The 21633-nt window shown below is 68.3% G+C and carries 19 protein-coding genes; 9 read left to right on the top strand and 10 right to left on the bottom strand.

All coding sequences use genetic code 11. The features are described 5' to 3' along the window. Positions 1-100: 100 nt before the first annotated feature. The 6 genes from GQ56_RS0122845 (at position 101) to GQ56_RS0122820 (ending at position 7902) form a co-directional block, all read left to right on the top strand. Complete coding sequence (locus GQ56_RS0122845; RefSeq protein WP_031400846.1) at positions 101-1483, top strand: cache domain-containing protein; 1383 nt, start codon at positions 101-103, stop codon at positions 1481-1483. A 28-nt stretch (positions 1484-1511) separates the two neighbouring features. After that, a complete protein-coding gene (locus GQ56_RS0122840; RefSeq protein WP_031400845.1) occupies positions 1512-2156 on the top strand; it encodes a response regulator in 645 nt (214 codons plus the stop codon). Positions 2157-2616: 460 nt separating this feature from the next. Further along, complete coding sequence (locus GQ56_RS0122835) at positions 2617-3159, top strand: fimbrial protein (protein ID WP_031400844.1); 543 nt, start codon at positions 2617-2619, stop codon at positions 3157-3159. An 88-nt stretch (positions 3160-3247) separates the two neighbouring features. Next, a complete protein-coding gene (locus tag GQ56_RS0122830; protein WP_031400843.1) occupies positions 3248-4021 on the top strand; it encodes a fimbria/pilus periplasmic chaperone in 774 nt (257 codons plus the stop codon). A 153-nt stretch (positions 4022-4174) separates the two neighbouring features. Beyond that, entirely contained in the window at positions 4175-6733 is a 2559-nt protein-coding gene (locus GQ56_RS0122825; RefSeq protein WP_052007318.1) for a fimbria/pilus outer membrane usher protein, read from the top strand. Then, complete coding sequence (locus GQ56_RS0122820) at positions 6721-7902, top strand: fimbrial protein (protein ID WP_043301599.1); 1182 nt, start codon at positions 6721-6723, stop codon at positions 7900-7902. Before GQ56_RS0122825 ends, GQ56_RS0122820 begins: the two co-directional genes overlap by 13 nt. 176 nt (positions 7903-8078) lie before the next feature. Here the strand turns inward: GQ56_RS0122820 and GQ56_RS0122815 are convergent, their stop codons facing one another. Continuing rightward, positions 8079-8675 carry an MlaC/ttg2D family ABC transporter substrate-binding protein gene (locus tag GQ56_RS0122815; RefSeq protein WP_031400840.1) on the bottom strand — a complete coding sequence of 199 codons (597 nt, stop codon included), beginning with the start codon at positions 8673-8675 and terminating at the stop codon, positions 8079-8081. A gap of 314 nt (positions 8676-8989) precedes the next feature. Here GQ56_RS0122815 and hpnN point away from each other — a divergent pair, with 314 nt between their 5' ends. Continuing rightward, entirely contained in the window at positions 8990-11623 is a 2634-nt protein-coding gene (hpnN, locus tag GQ56_RS0122810) for a hopanoid transporter HpnN (RefSeq protein WP_031400839.1), read from the top strand. Further along, a complete protein-coding gene (locus GQ56_RS0122805; RefSeq protein ID WP_031400838.1) occupies positions 11616-12545 on the top strand; it encodes an MlaA family lipoprotein in 930 nt (309 codons plus the stop codon). Before hpnN ends, GQ56_RS0122805 begins: the two co-directional genes overlap by 8 nt. Positions 12546-12666: 121 nt before the next feature. Here the strand turns inward: GQ56_RS0122805 and GQ56_RS0122800 are convergent, their stop codons facing one another. The 5 genes from GQ56_RS0122800 to GQ56_RS0122780 all read right to left on the bottom strand — a co-directional run bounded on the left by GQ56_RS0122800 (position 12667) and on the right by GQ56_RS0122780 (position 18067). Continuing rightward, positions 12667-13374: a phosphorylase gene (locus tag GQ56_RS0122800; protein ID WP_031400837.1), complete on the bottom strand. Its 708-nt coding sequence runs from the start codon at positions 13372-13374 to the stop codon at positions 12667-12669. A 3-nt stretch (positions 13375-13377) separates the two neighbouring features. Continuing rightward, on the bottom strand, positions 13378-15351 hold the full coding sequence (gene shc / locus GQ56_RS0122795; RefSeq protein WP_031400836.1) for a squalene--hopene cyclase: 1974 nt from the start codon (positions 15349-15351) through the stop codon (positions 13378-13380). Between the two features lie 8 nt (positions 15352-15359). After that, on the bottom strand, positions 15360-16613 hold the full coding sequence (gene hpnE / locus GQ56_RS0122790; protein ID WP_031400835.1) for a hydroxysqualene dehydroxylase HpnE: 1254 nt from the start codon (positions 16611-16613) through the stop codon (positions 15360-15362). Positions 16614-16626: 13 nt separating this feature from the next. Next, positions 16627-17475, bottom strand: coding sequence for a presqualene diphosphate synthase HpnD (hpnD, locus tag GQ56_RS0122785; protein WP_031400834.1), 849 nt, complete (start codon positions 17473-17475; stop codon positions 16627-16629). Between the two features lie 259 nt (positions 17476-17734). Beyond that, positions 17735-18067: a hypothetical protein gene (locus GQ56_RS0122780; RefSeq protein ID WP_031400833.1), complete on the bottom strand. Its 333-nt coding sequence runs from the start codon at positions 18065-18067 to the stop codon at positions 17735-17737. Positions 18068-18258: 191 nt separating this feature from the next. On the opposite strand from GQ56_RS0122780, the gene GQ56_RS0122775 reads away from it, so the two are divergent. Further along, complete coding sequence (locus GQ56_RS0122775) at positions 18259-19143, top strand: alpha/beta fold hydrolase (RefSeq protein WP_031400832.1); 885 nt, start codon at positions 18259-18261, stop codon at positions 19141-19143. Between the two features lie 51 nt (positions 19144-19194). Here the strand turns inward: GQ56_RS0122775 and GQ56_RS0122770 are convergent, their stop codons facing one another. The 4 genes from GQ56_RS0122770 to GQ56_RS46610 form a co-directional block, all read right to left on the bottom strand. Next, positions 19195-20133: a GGDEF domain-containing protein gene (locus GQ56_RS0122770; RefSeq protein WP_031400831.1), complete on the bottom strand. Its 939-nt coding sequence runs from the start codon at positions 20131-20133 to the stop codon at positions 19195-19197. Next, positions 20130-20756 (bottom strand): chemotaxis protein CheC, encoded by a 627-nt coding sequence (locus GQ56_RS0122765; protein ID WP_031400830.1) that lies wholly within the window; start codon positions 20754-20756, stop codon positions 20130-20132. Before GQ56_RS0122765 ends, GQ56_RS0122770 begins: the two co-directional genes overlap by 4 nt. Then, a complete protein-coding gene (locus GQ56_RS0122760) occupies positions 20749-21117 on the bottom strand; it encodes a response regulator (protein ID WP_021161390.1) in 369 nt (122 codons plus the stop codon). The genes GQ56_RS0122765 and GQ56_RS0122760 overlap by 8 nt, the downstream gene beginning before the upstream one ends. A 231-nt stretch (positions 21118-21348) precedes the next feature. Next, positions 21349-21633 (bottom strand): hypothetical protein (locus GQ56_RS46610; protein ID WP_235212743.1); only part of this gene is annotated, 285 nt, incomplete at its 5' end.

The raw sequence follows: 21633 nt of genomic DNA, 5'->3' as shown, positions 1-21633 counted from the left end.
AGGGCGGCCGCCGCGCCGCCGTCGCCGCCCGCCGGCAAAATCGCCGACAATGTCGCCTCGACGAGCCGCCCGCGCGGCTGCGCGGCCGCTTCGCACCACCATGAGACTCAAGGCAAAGATCTTCCTTCTGGCCATCGTGCCGTTCCTGCTCGCGATCGCCGGCATCGGCTTCGGCGTGCGCCAGCAGGCCACGTCGCTCGCGCGCACGCAGCACGCGACGATCCAGGCCGCGTACCTGTCGAGCAAGGAAGTCGAGCTGAAGCACTACGTGGAGCTCGCGACGAGCGCGATCATGCCGCTCTACGACGCGAGCGGCCGCAACGCGCGCGACGACGCGATGCTGCGCATGCAGGCGCTCGAGATGCTGCGGAAGATGGATTTCGGCCCCGACGGCTATTTCTTCGTCTACGACCTGCACGGCAACTCGCTGATGCATCCGCGCGAACCCGAGCGCGTCGGCCACAACTTCTGGTCGATGCGCGACCCGCAGGGCGCGCTGACGATCCAGGAGCTGATCGGCGCGGCCGCGCACGGCGGCGGCTACGTGCGCTACACCTGGCAGCGGCCGTCGACCGGCCGCATCGCGCCGAAGCTCGGCTACGTCGTCGCGCTCGAGCGCTGGGGCTGGATGGTCGGCACCGGCATCTATCTCGACGACGTCGACACCGCGCTCCAGCGCATCGACGCGCGCGCGTCGGCGAACATCGAGCGCACGATGAGCTGGCTCACCGCGATCGCGCTCACGGGCGCGGCGGCGATCGCCGTGTGCGCGCTGGTGCTGAACGTCAGCGAGTCGCGCAGCGCCGACGCGAAGCTCAAGCTGCTCGCGCAGCGCGTGGTCGAATCGCAGGAGCAGGAGCGGGCGCGGCTGTCGCGCGAACTGCACGACGGGATCAGCCAGATGATGGTGTCCGCGAAGCTGATGCTCGAATCCGCGCTCGCGCGCTTCGAACGCGGCGCCGCGCGCGTGCCCGAGGCCGAGCAGGCGCTGGCGTCCGGCGTCGTGCGGCTCGGCGACACGCTGCGCGAGGTGCGGCGCATCTCGCACGCGCTGCGTCCCACGATGCTCGACGATCTGGGCCTCGCGGCCGCGCTCGAGCAACTCGTCCGCGAGCTCGGCGCCGAAAGCGGCGTCGACATCGGCTATACGCAGGTCGCGCACGGCGGCGCGCGCCCGCTGCCCGCGGCGGTCAATACCGCGCTGTTCCGGATCGCACAGGAAGCGCTCAGCAACATCGTGCATCATGCGCGGGCGTCGCGCGCGGCCGTCACGCTCGACGTCGGCGCGCAATCCGTCACGCTGACGATCGCCGACAACGGCTGCGGCTTCGACGCCGAGCGCTCGCAGGCCGACGTCCGCCGCGGCATCGGCCTGCGCAACATGCGCGAGCGCCTCGACGCGCTCGGCGGGATGCTGACGATCACGTCGCAGGTCGGCCACACGATCGTCGCCGCGCGCGTGCCGCTGCCCGGCGCCGCCTGACGCCCCCATCACCGGAGACCATTTGCCCATGAGCGCCCCCGACACCGCCCGGCCCGCCGCCCGACTGCTGCTCGTCGACGATCACCCGCTCGTGCGCGACGGCTTGCGGATGCGGCTCGAAGCGGCCGACCTGTCCGTGATCGGCGAGGCCGGCAACGCCGACGAGGCGCTCGCGCTTGCCGCGTCGCTCGAACCCGATCTCGCGCTGATGGACGTCGGCATGAACGGGATGAACGGCATCACGCTCGCGGGCGTGTTCCACGAGCGCTTTCCGGGCATCCGCGTGCTGATGCTGTCGATGCACGACAACCTCGAATACGTGACGCAGGCCGTGCGCGCCGGCGCGAGCGGCTACCTGCTGAAGGATTCGCCCGCGAGCGAGATCGTCCGTGCGATCGGCGCGGTGCTGGCCGGCCAGACGTTCTTCAGCGAAGGGCTCGCCGCGCGGATGATCCACGCACGCGCCACCACGTCGCCGCTCGACCGGCTGACGCCGCGCGAGCGCGACATCCTCGACATGCTGGCCGAGGGTTTGTCGAGCAAGCAGATCGCGCAGCAGACGGCGCTGTCGGTGCGCACGGTCGAGACGCACCGGCTCAATCTGAAGCGCAAGCTGGAGATCGAAGGGCAGGCCGAGCTGATCAAGTTCGCGGTCGAGCATCGGCGGCGGTAGCCCGGCGCATCGGCTGCGCCGCAGTCACGATTCTTCGTCCCGTTTCATATTCGCCGGATCGCGTTCCCTCCGGGGCGGCGGGATCCTTGCGCCTCACTCGACTCGCCAGGCGGCATCCGGGCGAACCGCGCCGTCGGGCGCGTGACGTCGTCGAGCGGCGCGCGGTCCCGCCGACGCCGGTTGGTGACGCGCGGCAACGAGCAACGGCCCGCCGGCGCCCGTGCCGTTCGGTCGAACACCGCAGCGCACATTCGTTGTGCATCGCTAAGTCACAATTGTTCATACAGCAGCGTGTCGCGGTCGGTAAGATCCAGCCCTGTCCAAATGTAACCCAGTCGAGAACATAATTTTCGACTGCACAACGCCTCACCGGGTTGCCGTTGGATGTCGCGTGGCGTTATCGAGTGAAAAGCGCCTCGGCGTCGTCAGTCCATCCAGATCATTTCCGAAACCGACAACCATGCAAACCAAGCTCATCTCCACCCTGCTGCTCGTGGCTGCTGCCACTGTTTCCTCGATCGCGTCCGCGGCAGACGGCACGATTACGTTCAACGGCAGCGTGACCGCACAAACCTGCACGATCAACGGCAACGGCAGCGGCTCGAACAACTTCAGTGTCACGCTGCTGCCGGTATCGACCAGCGCGCTGGCCACCGCCGGCCAGTATGCCGGCCGCCAGGGCTTCTCGATTGCGCTCACGGCCTGTACGCCCGCGTCGGGCAACGTCCACACCTACTTCGAACCGGGCCCGACGGTCGACTCCGCCACCGGCAACCTGATCGTGGCCACGGGTGGCGCGACCAACGTCGAGATCGGCCTGCTGAACAGCGACTACTCGCGAATCCAGCTCGGCGCACCGGACGCATCGCAGAATTCGAAGTCGGCCGCAATCAGTGCCGCCGGCGCGGCAACGCTGAACTACTACGCGCAATACGTTGCGACCGGCGCTGCAACGGCCGGCGCGGCGACGTCGAGCGTCATGTACTCGCTCATTTATCAGTGACCAACTGATTAGTTGTCCATACAAGTAACAGGTGGGGCGGCGTGAATTCGCTCCCCACCTCATGCAAGGTACCTGAATCATTTCAGCCATGAATTTGAAAAAATCACTCCGATTCGCGTTCGCCGCCGCGGGCATCGCATGGTTCAGTTATCTCGCAACGCCCGCCGACGCGTCGGTGGTCATCGGCGGCACGCGCGTGATCTACGATGCTGGCGAATCCGAGGTCACGCTCAAGCTGTCGAATGCGGGGCAGACGCCTGCACTCGTGCAGTCGTGGATCGATTCAGGCGACGTGCACGGCGCACCGACCGGTATCAAGGTGCCGTTCATCGTCACGCCGCCGATCGCGCGAATCGATCCGTCCAAGGCGCAGACGCTGCGCATCGTCTATACGGGCGAACCGATGCCGGCGGATCGCGAGTCGGTGTTCTGGCTCAACGTGCTCGAAGTGCCGCCCAAACCGAAAGCGGAGGACGCGGACCTGAACCGGATCCAGCTCGCGTTCCGCTCGCGCATCAAGCTGTTCTATCGCCCGGGCAAGCTCAAGGGATCGTCGGCCGACGCGCCGGCACAGCTCACCTGGCGCCTCACGCGGGCCGGCGGCAAGCCGGCCATCGAGGCGAATAACCCGACGCCGTTCCATGTGTCGCTGACCATGATCAGCGTGCAGGCGGGCGAGCGCAGCGCGGTCTTCGACGACGGCGGCATGGTCGGCCCCGGCGAAACGCGCGCGTTCCCGCTGAAGGGCGATGTGCCCGAAGCGGCCGGCGCCAGCGTGCACTACACGACGCTGAACGACTACGGCGGTGCGGTCAACGGCACGGCGCCGTTGCAGTCCGGCGCTGCCGCGCCGGCGCCGTAACGCACGGCCGATCCCCTCCGTCGCGCAAGGCGCGGGTAGCGCGCCACGCCCCTCCAAACGCAAGATCGAGCATGCTCGCCCCGGGCAGGGTGCAGGCTTGCTCACGCTCGGCTGACTATCGTGATTCAACGCATTTCCAGCTTGCCTTTGTCCATGCGCTGGCGTCTGCGCCCGTGCTTCATGCTTGCGCTGTCGGTGTTCGCGTCGGTGGACGCGCCGGCGGCAACCGTCGACGCCGGAGCCGGCGCCACGCAAGTGGCGGAGGTCCAGTTCGACGACCAGTTCCTGCAACGCCCGGGCAGCACGCGGGTGGATGTCAGCCGCTTCGAAAAGGGCAACGTGGCAGAGCCGGGTTCATATCGCGTCGACCTGTTCGTCAACACGAACTGGATCGGTCGCACGGGGATCACGCTGCGCCAGATCGGCACCGACCGGAACAACGTCCAGCCCTGCTTCGATCGCGAACTGCTGCAACAGGTCGGGGTCGATATCGCGAAGCTGTCGCAGGAAGCGACGCGCATGCTGACGGACGATCGCCAGGCCTGCACAACGATCGGCATGCTGGTACCGGACGCCTTCGCGAGCTTCGACAATGGCGAGCAGAGGCTCGATGTCAGCATCCCGCAGGCGTCGCTCAGCCGAGACGCGCGCGGCTACGTGGACCCGCGCTACTGGGACGAGGGCGTGCCGGCCGCGCTGCTGTCGTACAGCGGCAACCTGTACCATTCCGACAATCCGGGCTCGTCGTCGACCCAGGCCTTCCTCGGCCTGACCGCCGGCTTGAATGCCGGCCCCTGGCGCTTCCGCCACAACGGCAACTATACGTACGACACGCATGGCGGTTCGCACTATCAAAGCGTGCAGACCAGCCTGCAGCGCTCGATCGCGGGCCTGAAGGCGCAACTCGTGATCGGCGACGCGTTCACCGACGGCACGATGTTCGACAGCGTGGGCTTTCGCGGCGTGCGGATCGCCAGCGACGAGCGCATGTATCCGGAATCGCAACGCGGCTACGCACCGACCATCCACGGCATCGCCAACAGCAATGCGCTGGTGCAGGTGCGCCAGAACGGCAACATCATCTACAGCGGGAACGTCGCAACCGGCCCGTTCGTGATCGACGATCTCTATCCGACCGGTTACGGCGGCGATCTCGACGTCGTCGTGACCGAGGCCGACGGCAGCGTCCATACCTTCAAGGTGCCGTATGCGACGGCCGTCAATTCGCTGCGGCCCGGCATCACGCATTTCAGCGTGACGGCCGGCGAGTATCGCAATCCGTTGCTGCCGGGCAAGCCGGCGCTGTTTCAGGCAACCGCGCAACATGGTTTCACCAACCTGATCACGGGTTACGGCGGCGTGACGGTCGCCCCCGGCTATCTGGCCAGCGTGGTCGGCGCCGCGCTCAATACCGGGCTGGGCGCGTTCGCCCTCGACATCACGCAGGCCAACACCGATCTGCCGGCGATGGATACGCGTCACGGCCAGAGTGTGAAGCTCTCGTACAGCAAGCTGATCAGTCGGACCGACACCAATATCGCGGTGGCTGCCTATCGCTATTCGAGCAGCGGCTACCTGGGCCTGCAGGATGCAATGCAGTTCCGTGAACAACCGGCGAGTAGCGTGAACGGCCAGACGTCGAGCAACAGGCTCCGTGGCCAGTTCCAGGTGATGCTCAACCAGCGCCTGCCGGAAGGCTGGGGATCGTTCTACCTGTCGGGCTCGACTGTCACCTACTGGAATCGCGGCGGTAACGACACGCAGTTCCAGGCCGGCTACAACAACAATTTCGGGCGCGTCAACTACGGCATATCGGCCGCGCGCCAGTTCGACGTGACGCAAAACCGCTGGGACAACCGCTTCCTGCTGAATGTATCGATACCGTTGAACCTCGGTTCGCACTCGGTGTACGCGTCGACCAGCCTGCAGCACGACAGCAACGGCGCGACCGTGGCCCAGGAGTCGATGGCGGGTTCGCTCGGCGTCGACAACGCACTCAGCTACGGCATGACCATCGGCCACACCAGCGGCAATGGCGCGGCTACAGCCACCAGCGTGGGCGGCAGCGCGTCCTACCTGTCGCCCTATGCGACCTTCGCGGGCAATGCGTCGAAGGGCACCGGCTTCACGCAGTACGGCGGCGGTATCTCGGGCGGCATGGTGGGCTACGCCGGCGGCCTGGTCCTGACGCCGACCATGGGCGAAACGTTGGCGATCGTCGAGGCCAAGGATGCGAGCGGAGCGCGCGTGACGACCGGCAGCGGCCTGCGCATCGATCCGTTCGGCCATGCGCTGGCGGCGAACCTCACGCCATTCTCGACCAATGAGGTCGAGATCGATCCCAAGGGCGTGCCGATGAGTGTCGAGCTGAAGTCGAGCGCGCAGCACGTCGCGCCAACCGCGGGCGCGGTGGTGCGGCTGAAGTTCGAGACCGAAGGCGGCGGGCGCGCGGTGATCATGCGCGCGCGCACGACGGACGGCGAGCCGGTTCCGTTCGGCGCGGAGGTGAGCGACGCGGCGGGGCAGAACGTCGGCACCGTGGCACAGGATGGCCGCGTCGTCCTGCGCGGCGTGAAGACGGATACCGGCACGCTGAACGTGAAGTGGGGCGACACGGCGGCCGAGGGCTGTTCGCTGTCCTACACGCTTGCGCCGGCGAGCAAGACGAGCCGGCAAAGCTGGACCGAGGCGGAGGCGGTATGCACGAAATGAGCGATGCGGGTGCGATGAAACTGGGAGAGGTCATGAAACGAAACGAATATTCGACCGCGACGCGCCGGCAGGCGAAATCGGCGCGCGGCTGGGGCCGCGTGGTGTTCTGGCTGCTCGCGCTGGTAGCGTTGATGCTTGGTCCGGGTTCGCGCGCCGCGTTCGCGCAGAGCGCCGTTTGCACGGGCACGGCGCAGACGGTGACGATCTCGATGCCGGCTTCGGTGACGATCCCGCGCGACGCCGCGATCGGTACGGTGCTGACTGCCTGGGCCAGTACTCCGGCCGTCACCAACTTCTATAGTTGCACCGTGTCGGGTTCTGCATTCTCGGGTATGGCCTTCGAAGCGTTGTCGTTGACCAAGACCGGCATGACGGTGGCCGGGCCGAACGGTGTGGCCTATACGGTCTGGAATACCAATGTGCCGGGCGTCGGTGTCGCGATCGGCGTGCGTTCCTATGCGAACGGTTGTGGATGGCAGCCATGGGACGATCTCGGCACGCCGAGGCCGCCGCTACCCAGCCCCTGGGCCGGGTGGGCCTGTAACCAAAACGGTACGAGCAGTCTGGTCACCAACGGTGGCCAGGCTCAGGTGGCGCTGGTCAAGACCGGCGCCATCACGGCGGGCACGGTGACGGGCGGCGTGCTGTTCGAGGGAGCGCCCTCGACAGGGGGCGCAAACATCAACGGCCCGTTTACGGTCTCCGCTTCGAACCATGTGTCGTATGCGCTGACCTCGACCATCGTCAACGTGGCGGCTTGCACCACGCCGAACGTGACGGTCAACATGGGTTCACCCCTGCAGTCGGAATTCACGGGCATCGGCTCGACCAACAAGCAGGCCGTCTCGTTCAACGTCGCGGTCAACGCCTGCCCGACAGGCCTGAACTCGATCCAGTACCAGTTCATCCCGGTCAATGCCGTACTCGACAGCACCAACGGCGTGCTGGCGCTGTCGAGCGGTTCGACGGCCACCGGTATCGGACTGCAACTGAAGGACGGCAACGGCAATGCGCTGACATACAACACGCAGTACACGCTGACGAGCTACAACCAATCGACGGGCGGCTCCTACACGATCCCGCTCACGGCCAGGTACTACCAGACGGCCGCCACCGTGACGCCCGGCAGCGCGAACGCGGTGCTGACCTTCACCATGACGTATCAGTAGGCCGCGCACAGCGAGCCTTGATGTGCGCGAAGGTGGCCTGGACTTGAGCGTGCGCGACCGGGCGCGCGGTCGCATCGGTCGTTCGACTGCTCACCAGGCGCCCGCCCCGGGTAACAGACAAGGGCGCCCGAAGGGCGCCCCTCATGCATCCGGATTCCGAACCGCGCAGCGGCCGGTCAGTTCGTGCGCGAGTTGTGCTTCTGCAGATACGCGATCAGGCCATCAATCCCGCCCGATGCGAGCTGGCTCTTGAACTGGCCCTGGTAGACCTGGATCAGCCACGCGCCCGACATGTCGATGTCGTAGATCTTCCAGTCGTTGCCGACCTTGCCGAGGCGATAGCCGACCGACTGGCTGTCGCCCGGCGTCGTGACCGTCGACTGCACGAGCGCGTCGGCGCCCGACGCGCCGCCGGCCTTGAACGAGAACTTCGCGTCCTGGCTGCCGAGCTGCGCGAGCGACGCGGCATAGGTGCGCGTCATCAGCAGCTTGAACTGCTTGTAGAGCTCCTGCTGCTGTTGCGGCGTGGCCTGCTTCCATGCGTCGCCGACCGCGATTCGGGTCGTGCGCTCGAAGTTGGTCGCGGGCAGGAAGCGCTGCTCGACGACCTGCGTGACCTTCGCCATGTCACCGCCGCGCGCGGCCGGATCGGCCTTCATCGCGGTGACGGTGCCCTCGACCGCGGTGCGGACGATATCGACCGGTGCGCTCTGCGCGAAAGCGGAAACCGACACGGCGGCCGCCGCGACGAAAGCAAACAGATGACGTTTCATACGGATATCGCACTCGATAAGAAAAAACGACCGGCTCCTTGTGCCCGTCGACGCCGCAAAGTATACCGGGCCTGACGCCCGGTCGCCGCGCCGTGACCGACTGTTACCTTTCGACTCGGCCCGTTACGGCCTCGGCAAAGCAGGACCGCGCCGATTATGCCAATATCCTCATACAAATGAATCGGCGCCCGCGCCGATTCCGCCGCCACGAACAAATATCCTTCCCGCCCCGAATCCCGCAACGTCACGACCGCCGCCACGCCGCGCCGGTATACTTGGCTACTTTGCCCTTGCCAGCCCCATCCCACCGCCACATGGTGACTTCTCTCATTGTCCGACTCGTTGCGTGGTCGGTGCGCCGCCCTGTCTGGGTCGTCGTCCTGTCGCTCGTCATCGCCGCGCTCAGCGGCGTGTACGTCGCGCAGCATTTCAAGATCAATACCGACATCAGCAAGCTCGTCGATGCGGAACCGCAATGGGCCGCGCTCGGCCAGGCCGTCGATCGGGCCTTCCCGCAGCGCGACGGCACGATCCTCGCGGTCGTCGAGGCGCCCGCGCCCGAATTCGCGAACGCCGCCGCCCACGCGCTGACCGCTGCACTGCAGAAGGATGCCGACGCCGGCCGCATCGGCCAGGTCGCCGAGCCCGGCGGCGGGCCGTTCTTCGAACATAATGGGCTGCTGTTCCTGTCGCCGCAGGAAGTCGCCGACACCACCTCGCAGCTCGCGAGCGCGCGCCCGCTCGTCAACGAACTCGCGAAGAACCCGAGCCTGACCGGGCTCGCCACGACGCTGTCCACCACGCTCGGCCAGCCGCTGCTGACCGGCCAGGTGAAACTGCCCGCGATGGCGAAGCTGCTCGCGCGCAGCGCCGCGACGGTCGACGACGTGCTGGCCGGCAAGCCGGCCGCGTTCTCGTGGCGCGCGCTGGTCGACAGCGACGCGGCGCGGCAGCCCGCGCGCGCGTTCGTCACCGTGCAGCCCGTGGTCAACTACGGTGCGCTGAAGGCCGGCGCGGAAACCAGCCAGGTGATCCGCGACGCGGCCCGTTCGCTCGACCTCGAGAAGCGCTACGGCGCGGCCGTGCGCCTCACCGGCGAACAGCCGCTCGCCGATGACGAATTCGCGTCGGTCGAGGACGGCGCCGCGCTCAACGGCGCCCTCACGCTGGTCGCCGTGCTCGTCATCCTGTGGCTGGCGCTGCGCTCGAAGCGGATGATCGGCTCGGTGCTGGTCACGCTGTTCGTCGGCCTCGTCGTGACCGCCGCGCTCGGCCTCGCGATGGTCGGCTCGCTGAACATGATCTCGGTCGCGTTCATGGTGCTGTTCGTCGGCCTCGGCGTCGATTTCTCGATCCAGTACGGCGTGAAGTACCGCGAGGAACGCTTCCGCGATCCGCGCATCGATCACGCGCTGATCGGCGCCGCGCACTCGATGGGCATGCCGCTCGCGCTGGCCACCGCGGCCGTCGCGGCGAGCTTCTTCTCGTTCATCCCCACGGCCTATCGCGGCGTGTCCGAGCTCGGCCTGATCGCGGGCGTCGGGATGTTCGTCGCCCTGCTGACCACGCTCACGCTGCTGCCCGCGCTGCTGCGCCTGTTCGCGCCGCCGGGCGAATCGAAGACGCCGGGCTTCCCGTGGCTCGCGCCGGTCGACGATTACCTCGATCGCCACCGCAAGCCGATCCTGATCGGCACGCTCCTGGTCGTGATTGGCGCGCTGCCGCTGCTCGCGTTCCTGCACTTCGACTTCAACCCGCTGCACCTGAAGGACCCGAACAGCGAATCGATGGCGACGCTGCTCGCGCTGAAGGATTCGCCCGAAGCGGCCGTCAACGACGTCACGCTGCTCGCCCCGTCGCTCGCCGGCGCCGACGCAGCCGCGAAGCGCCTCGAAGCGCTGCCCGAAGTCGGCCGCACGACCACGCTGTCGACCTTCATCCCCGCCGACCAGCCGGCCAAGCGCGCGGCGATCGCCGCGGCCGCGAGCGATCTGCTGCCCGCGCTGACGCAGCCGGCCGCGCCGGCCGCGACCGACGCGCAGCGCGTCGCCGCGCTCAAGCGCGTGTCGGACCTGCTGGGCTATGCGGCAGAGGATCACCCGGGCCCGGGCGCGGCGGCCGCGCAGCATCTGTCGGCGTCGCTCGCGAAGCTCGCCGCCGCGGACGCCGCGACGCGCGACCGCGCCGAGCGTGCGTTCTCCGACACGCTGCGCATCGCGCTCGACCAGCTCGCCTCGCTGCTGCAGCCGCAGGACATCACGCGCGAATCGCTGCCGCCGCAGCTCGTGCGCGACTGGGTCGCGCCGGACGGCCATGCGCTCGTGCAGATCTCGCCGAAGGTGCCGAAGGGCGTCGACCCGAACGACGACACGATGCTGCGCCGTTTCGCCAAGGCCGTGAAAGCCGCGGAGCCGGGCGCGATCGGCGGGCCGATCTCGATCCTGCACTCGGCCGACACGATCATCAACGCGTTCCTGCACGCGGCGCTGTGGTCGATCATCTCGATCACGATCCTGCTCTGGATCACGCTGCGCCGCTTCGGCGACGTGCTGCGCACGCTGGTGCCGCTGCTCGTGTCGGGTGTCGTGACGCTCGAGATGTGCGTCGTGCTCGGCATGTCGCTCAACTTCGCGAACATCATCGCGCTGCCGCTGATGCTCGGCGTCGGCGTCGCGTTCAAGGTGTATTTCGTGATGGCATGGCGCGCGGGGCAGACGGGGCTGCTGCACTCCAGCCTCACGCATGCCGTGCTGTTCAGCGCCGCGACGACGGCGACCGCTTTCGGCAGCCTGTGGCTGTCGCACCACCCGGGCACGTCGAGCATGGGCAAGCTGCTCGCGCTGGCCCTGACCTGCACGCTGATCGGCGCCGTGGTGTTCCAGCCCGTCCTGATGGGCAAACCGCGCGTCAAACGCGCCAAGAACCAATCGCAAGGAATCAATGAATAAGGTGCGAATCATTGCGGCGTCCGTTGCCGCCAGCGCGATGCTGACCGGCTGCGCGACGGGACCGAACCGCAATCCCGACGACCCGCTCGAACCGATGAACCGGGCGATGTACAAGTTCAACGACACCGTCGATTCGAACATCGCCCAGCCGATCGCAAAGGGTTACCAGAAGGTCACGCCGACACCGGTACGCACCGCGATCAGCAACTTCTTCTCGAACCTCGGCGATCTCGGCAACATGGCGAACAACCTGTTGCAGCTGCGCATTACCGATGCGACGCAGGATCTGATGCGGATCACGATGAACTCGCTGTTCGGCGTCGCTGGCCTGATCGACATCGCGACGCCGGCCGGGCTGCCGAAGCATCACCAGGATTTCGGCCTGACGATGGCGCGCTGGGGCATGCCGTCGGGCCCGTACCTCGTGCTGCCGGTGTTCGGGCCGAGCACGTTCCGCGACGGCGTGGGCCGCGCGGTCGACGTGCGCTTCAACCTGCTCAACTACATCGAGCCGGCCGCGCGCAACCCGATGTACATCGCGCAGTTCATCAGCGCGCGCTCCGACCTGCTCGGCGCGACCGACCTGCTGAAGCAGGCCGCGCTCGATCCGTATTCGTTCGTGCGCGACGCGTACCTGCAGCAGCGCAAGTCGCTGACCTATCGCAGCCAGTCGTCGTCGGCTGCACTCCCGAACTACAGCGAACCGGGTGCATCGGGCGGCGCGCCCGCATCCGCGCCGGCCGCGCCGGGGCTGCCGAACTACGAGGATCCGGGCGAACCGAACAACGCACCGGCCGCGCCGGGATTGCCGCAGTATGACGATCCGGGTGCCGACCATGCGGCGCCGGCGAGCGCGCCGGTGGCGGCACCGGCTGCACCTGCTGCACCGGCAACGCCGGCGAGCAGCCCGGCCGCGCAGTAGCGCCGCAACGGCGACCGCCGCAAAGACACAGCGCGCTGCATTACGCAGCGCGCTTTTTTTGTCCGCGAGAAACGGGGAACCGGGAAGGAAAGGGAAGGGCGGGAAAAGCGGCGCGCGCCGCTCAGACGATCCGCATCGCGCCCGCACGCTCGAACGCGTGCCGCGCCTGGATCAGCGTCGTGCGCGCCGCGCGCGCATCGCCTGCAACCTGCAGCAGCGGCCCGAGCTGCGACGGCTGCTTCAGCAGCTCGCGCAGGATCGGCAGGATCGCCGTGCTGCCGTCGTCGCGCAGGCCGGCCGTCGCCGCGCGCGGCAACGTGCGCCACGCCGGATCGACGATCGCGCGGCACACCGCGAACGGCACGCCGCGCGACGCCGCGAACGCCGCCGCGATGTGCGACTCCATGTCGACGGCGAGCGCGCGCTTCGCGCGGTGCAGCGCCGTCTTCTCCTGTTCGCTGACGACCGGCGCACCGACGGCCGCGATCGTGCCGCGCGTGACGCGCGCCCAGACCGGCGTGTCGTGCAGCGCGGCGACGAGCCGCGTGCTCCAGCCCGGGTCGGTCTCCACCCGGCCGAACGGCCCGTCGATCGCGTTCGCGATCACGAGCGCGCCGGGCGCCAGATCGGGGGCGAGCCCGCCCGCCGTGCCGAAGCTGACGATGCCCGCGCAACCGCGCGCGGTCGCATCGGCCAGCGCACGCTCGAGCCGGTCGGCCCGCGCGGCGAACACGGCCTCGACGCCGTCGCCGCGCGCGATGCGCGCCTCGAACGCCATCCCCGTCACGGCGATGACGGGCAACGCGCCGGTGTGCTGTTGCGTCGCCACGCGTTACATCCCGACCGTGACGCGCGTCGCGTTGTCGCGCTTCAGGTTGCGGTAGCGTGCGAGCGCCCACAACGGGAAGAACTTGCGATAGCCGTGGTAGCGCAGATAGAACACGCGCGGGAAGCCCGTCGCCGTGAAGCGCGTCTCGTCCCACAGGCCCTCGTCGTTCTGGCTGGCGATCAGGTAGTCGACACCGCGCGCCACCGCCGGGTGGTTCACCTCGCCGGCCGCCATCAGGCCGAGCAGCGCCCAGGCCGTCTGCGACGCCGTGCTCGGCGCCTGTTCGAAGCCGCGATAGTTCAGCTTGTAGCTGTCGCCGTCCTCGCCCCAGCCGCCGTCCTTGTTCTGGACCGACAACAGCCACTGCGCGCCGCGCTTCATGCGCGGATCGTCCGGCGTCAGGCCGGCCGCATTCAGCGAGCACAGCGCGGTCCACGTGCCGTACACGTAGTTCATCCCCCAGCGGCCGTACCAGCTGCCGTCCGGCTCCTGCTCCTTCAGCATGTAGTCGAGCGCGCGGCGCGCCGGCTCGCTGTTCAGCGGCGTCTCGCCGAGCTGCGACAGCATCGACAGGCAGCGGCCCGACACGTCGGACGTCGGCGGATCGAGCAGCGCGCCATGATCCGAGAACGGGATGTTGTTCAGGTAGTACTGCGTGTTTTCCGGTTCGAACGCGCCCCAGCCGCCGTCGCTGCTCTGCATGCCGACGACCCATTCGCGCGCCCGCGCCATCGATTCGCGATAGGTATCGGACTGCTCGAGCTTCTGCGCACGGTCCATCGCCATCACGACCACGGCCGTGTCGTCGACGTCCGGGTAGTGCGCGTTCGCGTACTGGAACGCCCAGCCGCCGGGCCGCACGTGCGGCCGGCGCGAGATCCAGTCGCCGCGCACGTCGAGGATCTGCAGCGGGCGCAGCCATTCGAGGCCGCGCAGCACGGCTTCCTGCGCGCGCGCGTCGCCCGTTTCCAGCAGCGCGTGCGCCGCGAGCGACGTGTCCCACACCGGCGACAGGCACGGCTGGCAATACGCTTCGTCCTCGTGCACGACGAGCAGCTTCTCGACCGACTTGCGCGCGAGCGCCCGGTTCGGATGATCTTCCGCATAGCCGAGCACGTCGTACATCATCACCGCGTTGGCCATCGCCGGGTAGATCGCACCGAGGCCGTCCTCGCCGTTCAGGCGCTCGTCGACGAACGCCACGGCCTGACGGACCGCGCGTTCGCGCGTGTAGCTCGGGAACAGCCCGTCGACCGCGCGCAGCGCATGATCGACCACGCGGAAGAACGCGAACCAGCCGGCGCTCTGGTGACCCTGGCGCGGCAGCAGCCCCGCATTGACGGGCGGGTCGATGAACAGCTCGTCGATGCGCACGCCGCGCGGATTCTTCGCGAGCGGGCGCTTCGCGTTCAGCACGAGCAGCGGCACGATCACGGTGCGCGCCCAGTACGACACCTTCGACAGATGGAACGGGAACCACTGCGGCAGCAGCATGATCTCGACCGGCATCATCGGCACCGCGCGCCACGGAATCGCACCGTACAGCGCGAGCTGGATGCGCGTGAACACGTTCGACATCTCGGCGCCGCCCATCGCGTGGATCGCGCGACGCGCGCGCTGCATGTGCTCGGCGTTCTCGTCGTCGCCGATCACCTTCAGCGCGAAATACGCCTTCACGCTCGCGCTGATGTTCGGCGCGCCGTCGGTGAACAGCGGCCAGCCGCCGTCCGCCTGCTGGATGCGGCGCAGATACCGGCCGATCTTCCGTTCGAGCTCGAGGTTCGGCGTTTCGCCGAGATAGTGGACAAGCAGCACGTATTCGGCGGGAATCGTCGAATCGGCTTCGAGTTCGTAGACCCAGTGCCCATCCGCCTTCTGCGCGGCCAGGAGCGCGTCGGTCGCGCGCGCGACGGCCGCGTCGACGCCGGCCGGCGCGGTGCCGGCGGACAGGGTAGCCATTTCGGTGAGATCGTTCATCGGTCCCTCTAGTGTGTCTGGAGCACGTCCGCGGCCAGTTGGCCGGAGCGGATCGCGCCCTCGATCGTGGCGGGCAAGCCGGTGGCAATCCAGTCGCCTGCCAGCACGAGATTGGTCCAGCGCGTACGCACGGCCGGACGTTTCATTTCCTGCGACGGCACCGCCGCAAAACCCGCGCGCGGCTCGACCACGAGCTGCCACGCGGGGATGGTTTCCGGGTTCGCGCCCGTCACGCGCGCGACGTCGTCCCAGATGCGCCGCGCGAGCGTATCGCGCGGTGTGTCGAGCCAGCGGCCGGCGTCGCGAATCGTCGCCGCGAGCGGGCCGCCGCCGGTGCGCACCGCATCGACCACGCCGTTGACGACGGCCGTCTGCAGCGGGCCGCCGGCCGGCGCCTCGAGCGCGAAATACGCGGTGACGACCGCGCTGAACGTATCGGGCGCGGTGAGTTCGGGCACGAGCGGCTGCGCAACCTCGGGCGGCACGGCCAGCACGACCGCGTCGCCCGGCGCGAGATCGATGCGCTCGCCGCCGATCGCCACCGCGTCGACCGCATTGCCGTGCGCGCCGAATTCGAGCGCGTCGAGCCGCGAGTTCAGCCGGATCTGCGCGCCGCCGTGCTGCAGCATCCGCAGCGCGGGATCGACGAACGCACTGCCGAGCCCGTGACGCGCGACGAGCGGACGGCAACCGGCGCCGCCCGCGGCAAATGCACCGCACAGCGCCGCGCGTGCAAGCTCGGCGCTCGCGTGGCGCGGCTCGACATTCAGCACGCCGAGCCAATACGGCCGCAGCCAGCGTTCCCACAGCACGCCGTCGCATCGCATCGTCTGTGCGAGCGAGCGGCCCATCCGCGCACACGCGAGCGGGGCGAGCGCGAGGTAGTCGAGCGGCGTCGTGCCCGGCGCGCGCGATGCGGCGTCGAACAGCCACGACGGACAGCGCCCGGCGCCGAAGCGCAGCGTCCAGCGCTGCTGCGACGCGACGTCGACGACCGGAAATTCAGGCAGCGCGGGCCCCGCGAGCTGGCCGGCCGCGCCGATCCCGCGCAGGTAGCGCTGCGTCGCGGTCTGTCCCGCGAACACCGTGTGCAACCCGCTGTCGAGCGTCGTGTTCAGCGTCCCGTCGAACCATGAGCGGCAGCGGCCGCCCGCATGCGCGTGGGCGTCGTGCAGCACGATGCGCCGCCCGCGGCGTTGCAGCTCGACCGCGGCCGACAGGCCGGCAAGGCCGGCGCCGATCACGTGGACGGTCCTGGGCATCGACTCGGTCGGCTCAGAACAGCGCGTAGCGCGCGGCGATCATCAGCATGCGCGCTTTCGGCTTGCGCAGCGGCGCGCGCGGCGCGGCGAAGCCGCGTGCAACCGCGGCGTCGAGAATGCAGCGATACGCGCCCGACATGATGCGCGGCGCCTTCACCTGCGCACGCGCGCAGGTATCCATCACCGCGTCGGCCTGGCGGAAATGCTCGAGCGCACGCTCGACGAGCGTCGCGCACACGCGCGGCAGCGCCGGATCGCGCACGATCGTCGCCGGATCGGCGATCGCGATGCCCTCGCGCGCGAGCAGCTCGCGCGGCAGATAGCAACGGTTGATCGCCGCATCGTCGTCGATGTCGCGCAGGATGTTGGTCAGTTGCAGCGCGCGGCCGAGATGGTGCGACAGCTTGATCCCTTCGGCTTCCGGCATCCCGAAAATCCTCACCGACAGCCGGCCGGCCGCGCTCGCCACGCGATCGCAGAAGAGGTCGAGCGTCGGCTCGTCGGGCGCGCAGATGTCCTCGGCCGCGTCCATCGCCATCCCGTCGATCATTGCGTGGAAATCGTCGCGCTGCAGGTTGAATGCGCGGATCTCGCGGTCGAGCGCCGCCAGGTGGCGCGGCGGCCGGCCGGCGAAGCACGCGTCGATGTCCGCGCGCCAGCGATCGAGGCCCGCATTGCGCTCGGCGCGCGGCAGGTCGCTGTCGGCGATATCGTCCACCGCGCGGCAGAACGCGTAGACCTGGAACATCGCATCGCGCTGCATCGCAGGCAGGATGCGCATCGCAAGATAGAAGGAGCTGCCCGAAGTGACGGCAGCGGCATCGGTTTCTTGTTCGTCCACGACGGAATGGGAAACGGCCAAGACGAGCTCCACGGAGACACCCACGCGGGGCGATTGAAGAAGCCATGCCCGGCCGGGATGGCCAGGGTGTCAAATGCGTGCGGGATAGTCGAACGATCGACGCAGACAGGCGCAAATTACCGGCTGGAAGCCGGAATTGGGCGGAAGTATAGCAATCTTTGAAGTTCGATGGCGGGCGCGCGCCGCGTCCGGCGGCCTGCCGGACGCCGTCGGCGGGCCGGCGCGCCCTGCATGCGCGGAAACGGACGCCGGCCGCGCGTCAGCCGTACACGATGTCGCGTTGCAGGTCGAGCGCAATGAGCCCCATTTCGCGGGTGAGCTGCAGCATCGAGCGGCGTTCGAGGCGCGAGCCCATGAAGCTCGTGACGCCGCCGTCGGGCTCCGCGGTGAACTGGAACACCGCGCCGCCGGTGCCGAACCATGCGCCCGGCACGTCGGGCGATTCGCGCCAGTCGATCTGCTCGAACACGCGCGCGATGCCCGCGCGCACGAGGTCGCCCGGGCCGATCGGCGGCGCGACGTCGCCCAGGTCGTCGAGCGAGTAGGGGCCGGGCTTGTCCGGCTTCCGGTAGAAGAGATAGTCGACGTTCATGGGGCGCAATCGCAGGCAAAGCAACAAATTAGCGCGCTTCGCGAAAAATTCAAATCGGTTCCGGACGAAATGTGGCCCGCACGAGACAAGCGGGACGACTCGCGCGCGGCGCCGCGACCGCGCCGCGCGGCCGCATCTGGATGCGGTCGGGTTCGTCTAAGATGACAGCTTTCTCAAAATACACGGACATCATGGAGACCCACGCAATCGCCCCCTCGCAGTCCGATCATCCGGTTTTCGTGCTCGTGCACGGCGCCTGGCATGGCGCGTGGTGCTACGCGCACGTCGCGGCGGCGCTGGCCGCGCGCGGCTACCTGTCGATCGCGCGCGACCTGCCCGCGCACGGCATCCACGCCCGCTTTCCCGCGTCCTACCTCGCACGGCCGCTCGACAAGGAGGCGTTCGGCGCCGAGCCGTCGCCGGTGGCGAACACGACGCTCGACGACTACGCCACGCAGGTGATGCAGGCCGTGGACGATGCGTATGCGCTCGGCCGCGGCAAGGTCGTGCTCGTCGGGCACAGCATGGGCGGCCTCGCGATCACGGCGGTCGCCGAACGTGCGCCGGAGAAGATCGCCAAGATTGTTTATCTGGCGGCCTTCATGCCCGCGACCGGCGTGCCGGGCCTCGACTACGTGCGCGCGCCCGAGAACAAGGGCGAGATGCTCGGCCCGCTGATGCTCGCAAGCCCGCGCGTCGCGGGCGCGCTGCGCGTCGATCCTCGCAACGGCGACGCCGCGTACCGCGAGATGACGAAACGCGCGCTGTACGAAGACGTGCCGCAGGCCGACTTCGAAGCCGTCGCGAACCTGATGACCTGCGACGTGCCGGCCGCGCCGTTCGCGACCGCGATCCCGACGACCGCCGCGCGCTGGGGCGCGATCGACCGCCACTACATCAAGTGCCTGCAGGATCGCGTAATCCTGCCCGCGCTGCAGCAGCGCTTCATCGACGAAGCCGATGCATTCGCTCCCGGCAACCCGACCCACGTCCACCAGCTCGACAGCAGCCATTCGCCGTTCATGTCGCAGCCGGCCGTGCTGGCAGGCGTGCTGGCCGACATCGCGAAAAGCTGAGCACGGCGCGCGCGGGGCGGGCCCGCTCCGCGCGATGCGGGGCAGGCCCGCCTATCCGTAGGCGACCGAGCGGTCGCGGCCCAGCCGTTTCGCGCGATAGAGCGCGGCGTCGGCCTCGTTGACGAGCACGTCGCAGGTCAACGCGCCCTCGCTCGCGCACGTGCCGCCGACGCTCGCCGTCACCGGCACGCTGACGCCCTCGGCGTCGACCGGCACGCTGCCGATCGCATCGCGCACCTTGTCGGCCACCCGCATCGCCTCGTCGAGATTCGTGCACGGCAGCAGCAGCGCGAATTCCTCGCCGCCGAAGCGGCCGAACGTATCCTGCGCGCGCACGATCGACGCGACGCGGCGCGCCGTCTCCCGCAGCACGGCGTCGCCCACCGTATGGCCGTGGCGGTCGTTGATCGTCTTGAAATGGTCGAGGTCGAACAGCAGCACCGACAGGTCGCCGCCGTAGCGTTGCCAGCGCGAGAACTCGTCGCCGAGCCGCGCCTCGAAGAAGCGCCGGTTCGCGATGCCGGTCAGGCCGTCGCGATTCGCGTGCTCGCGCAGCTTCGCGACCGCTTCCTCGCGCTCGCGCTGCATCACGCTTACATGCGTGACGTCCGAGATCGTCACGCACACGGCCTCGACGTCGCGCCCGCGCGTGAGCGGCATGAACGTGCAGTCCTGCTGCATGAAGTCGACGCCGCCCGTGATCGGCCGGTCGTGCTCGAAGCGGAACAGGTAGGGCCGCTGCTCCCACGAGCTGAACGCGAAGCTGCCGAGCTGGAACACGCTTTCGAGCTTGCGCGCGAGCCAAGCGCGCGGCAGGTCCGGGAAACAGTCGAACAGGTTGCGGCCGATGACGTCGGCAGCCGCGATGCCGCTGTGGTCCTGCATGAAGCGATTCCACATCAGCACGGTCATCGAACGGTCGAGCACGAACAGGCCGAAGCCCACCCGCTCGATCACGAGGTCGCTCAGCGACGGAGCGGCGGCCGTCATAGCGCGGACAGCAACGCGTCGAGCGCGTCGCCCATCAGGCGGATCGAATCCTCGGCCATCAACATCACGAAGTGGGCGCGGAACGCATGATCCTCGAGCCCGAAGTTCACCTCGAGCAGCAATGCCACGCTCCATGCGAGCTCGGCCGGCTGGAATACGTCGTCGAACGACACGTTCGCGCCGAGCAGCCCCGGCGGAAAGAACACGGGCTTGCGGCCGAGTTCGTCGAGGATCGACGCGACGCACGCGCCCATCAGCACGTTCGCGACGTCGAACACGACTTCGTCGGGCGTCGCCATCCCGCCGTAGACGCCGTCGCCGAACGTCCGGTCGACGACCGACATGAGCCGCGCGATGCCCGAGGTGCGGCACAGCACGATCGCCTCGCCCTTGATGTCGGAGCGGAAGCCCTGGCGCACGGCGGTCACGTTGTCGTGAATGCCCGTCATCTCGCGCAAGGTGTCGCCCGCGTCGGCCGATTTCACGACGCGCACGCGCGGCACCGACAGCTCGATGAAGCGCCCGAGCAGCAACGCAAGCCGCGCGGCGGCGCGGCCCATGGCGAGATTGGCGATTTCCTGCAACGCGTCGCGTTGCTCCGCCGTGAACACCGATTCAGGCATACAACCCATACTCCTTGAGAATGGGCAGCAATGCCTCCGACGTCACGGGTTTGGCTACGAATGCGATCGCGCCCAATTCGCGCACGCGTGCTTGCGCCTGCGGCTGGATATCGGCGGATACCACGATCACGAACGTGTTCAGATCTTCGTGGCGCAGTGTCTCCAGGACCTGATATCCGCTCATGTCGGGCATCGTCAGGTCCAGAAACATTACGGAAGCTTTGCCGTCACGATAGAGCGCCAAGGCCTCTCGACCGTTCGCGGCATACGCGACATCGACGTCCCAGCCTCCCGGCAGCGCCTTTGTCAGAAGTTTGCGAGCGAGCAGCGAATCGTCAGCAATTACAATCGGCAAAGGCATGGAGCGAAGCGGTATACGGAATGGTCTCTCTCGCGTTAACGACCGCGCGGCGCGCTTCTTGAGGCGCCATGCGTTCGGGTGCGGGCAGCCCTCTTGCGACCGCGCGCGGGCGACGCGACGCGGGTGCGCGCGACGCACCGCACGGCGAACGCCGGCGGGCGCATCTATCTGTCATAGGGAAAGCAAGGCGCGATTCTCGGAGTAAACGGGAGGCGATGCAACTCGCCATTTTCACCATTTCGGACAGATTTGGTCCGATCGCGGTTCATTCCGAAAACAGGCGCGACCATTTTCGAGATAAGCACGCAAAATTTTTCCTTGTGTACGTTTGCGCTGCCGGATTCGTCGCGTTTTCAATCTGACAAACTTCTCCTGTCTGAATCGACAGGATTGCGCGCATCCGGCGTGCATCCGGGGCCGCGCGGCGGGCCGTCGCAACTCGTTTATGATGACAGGCAGCTCCGCCTCACCCGCCTCCCCGATGACGTCCGACCGGCCCGCCGACTCCCACGCCCC

Origin of the sequence: Burkholderia paludis (assembly GCF_000732615.1) — a bacterium.
Classification (GTDB): Bacteria; Pseudomonadota; Gammaproteobacteria; order Burkholderiales; family Burkholderiaceae; genus Burkholderia; species Burkholderia paludis.
Note: the sequence above shows the minus strand (reverse complement) of the source record. Positions and strands in the feature narration are given on the sequence as shown.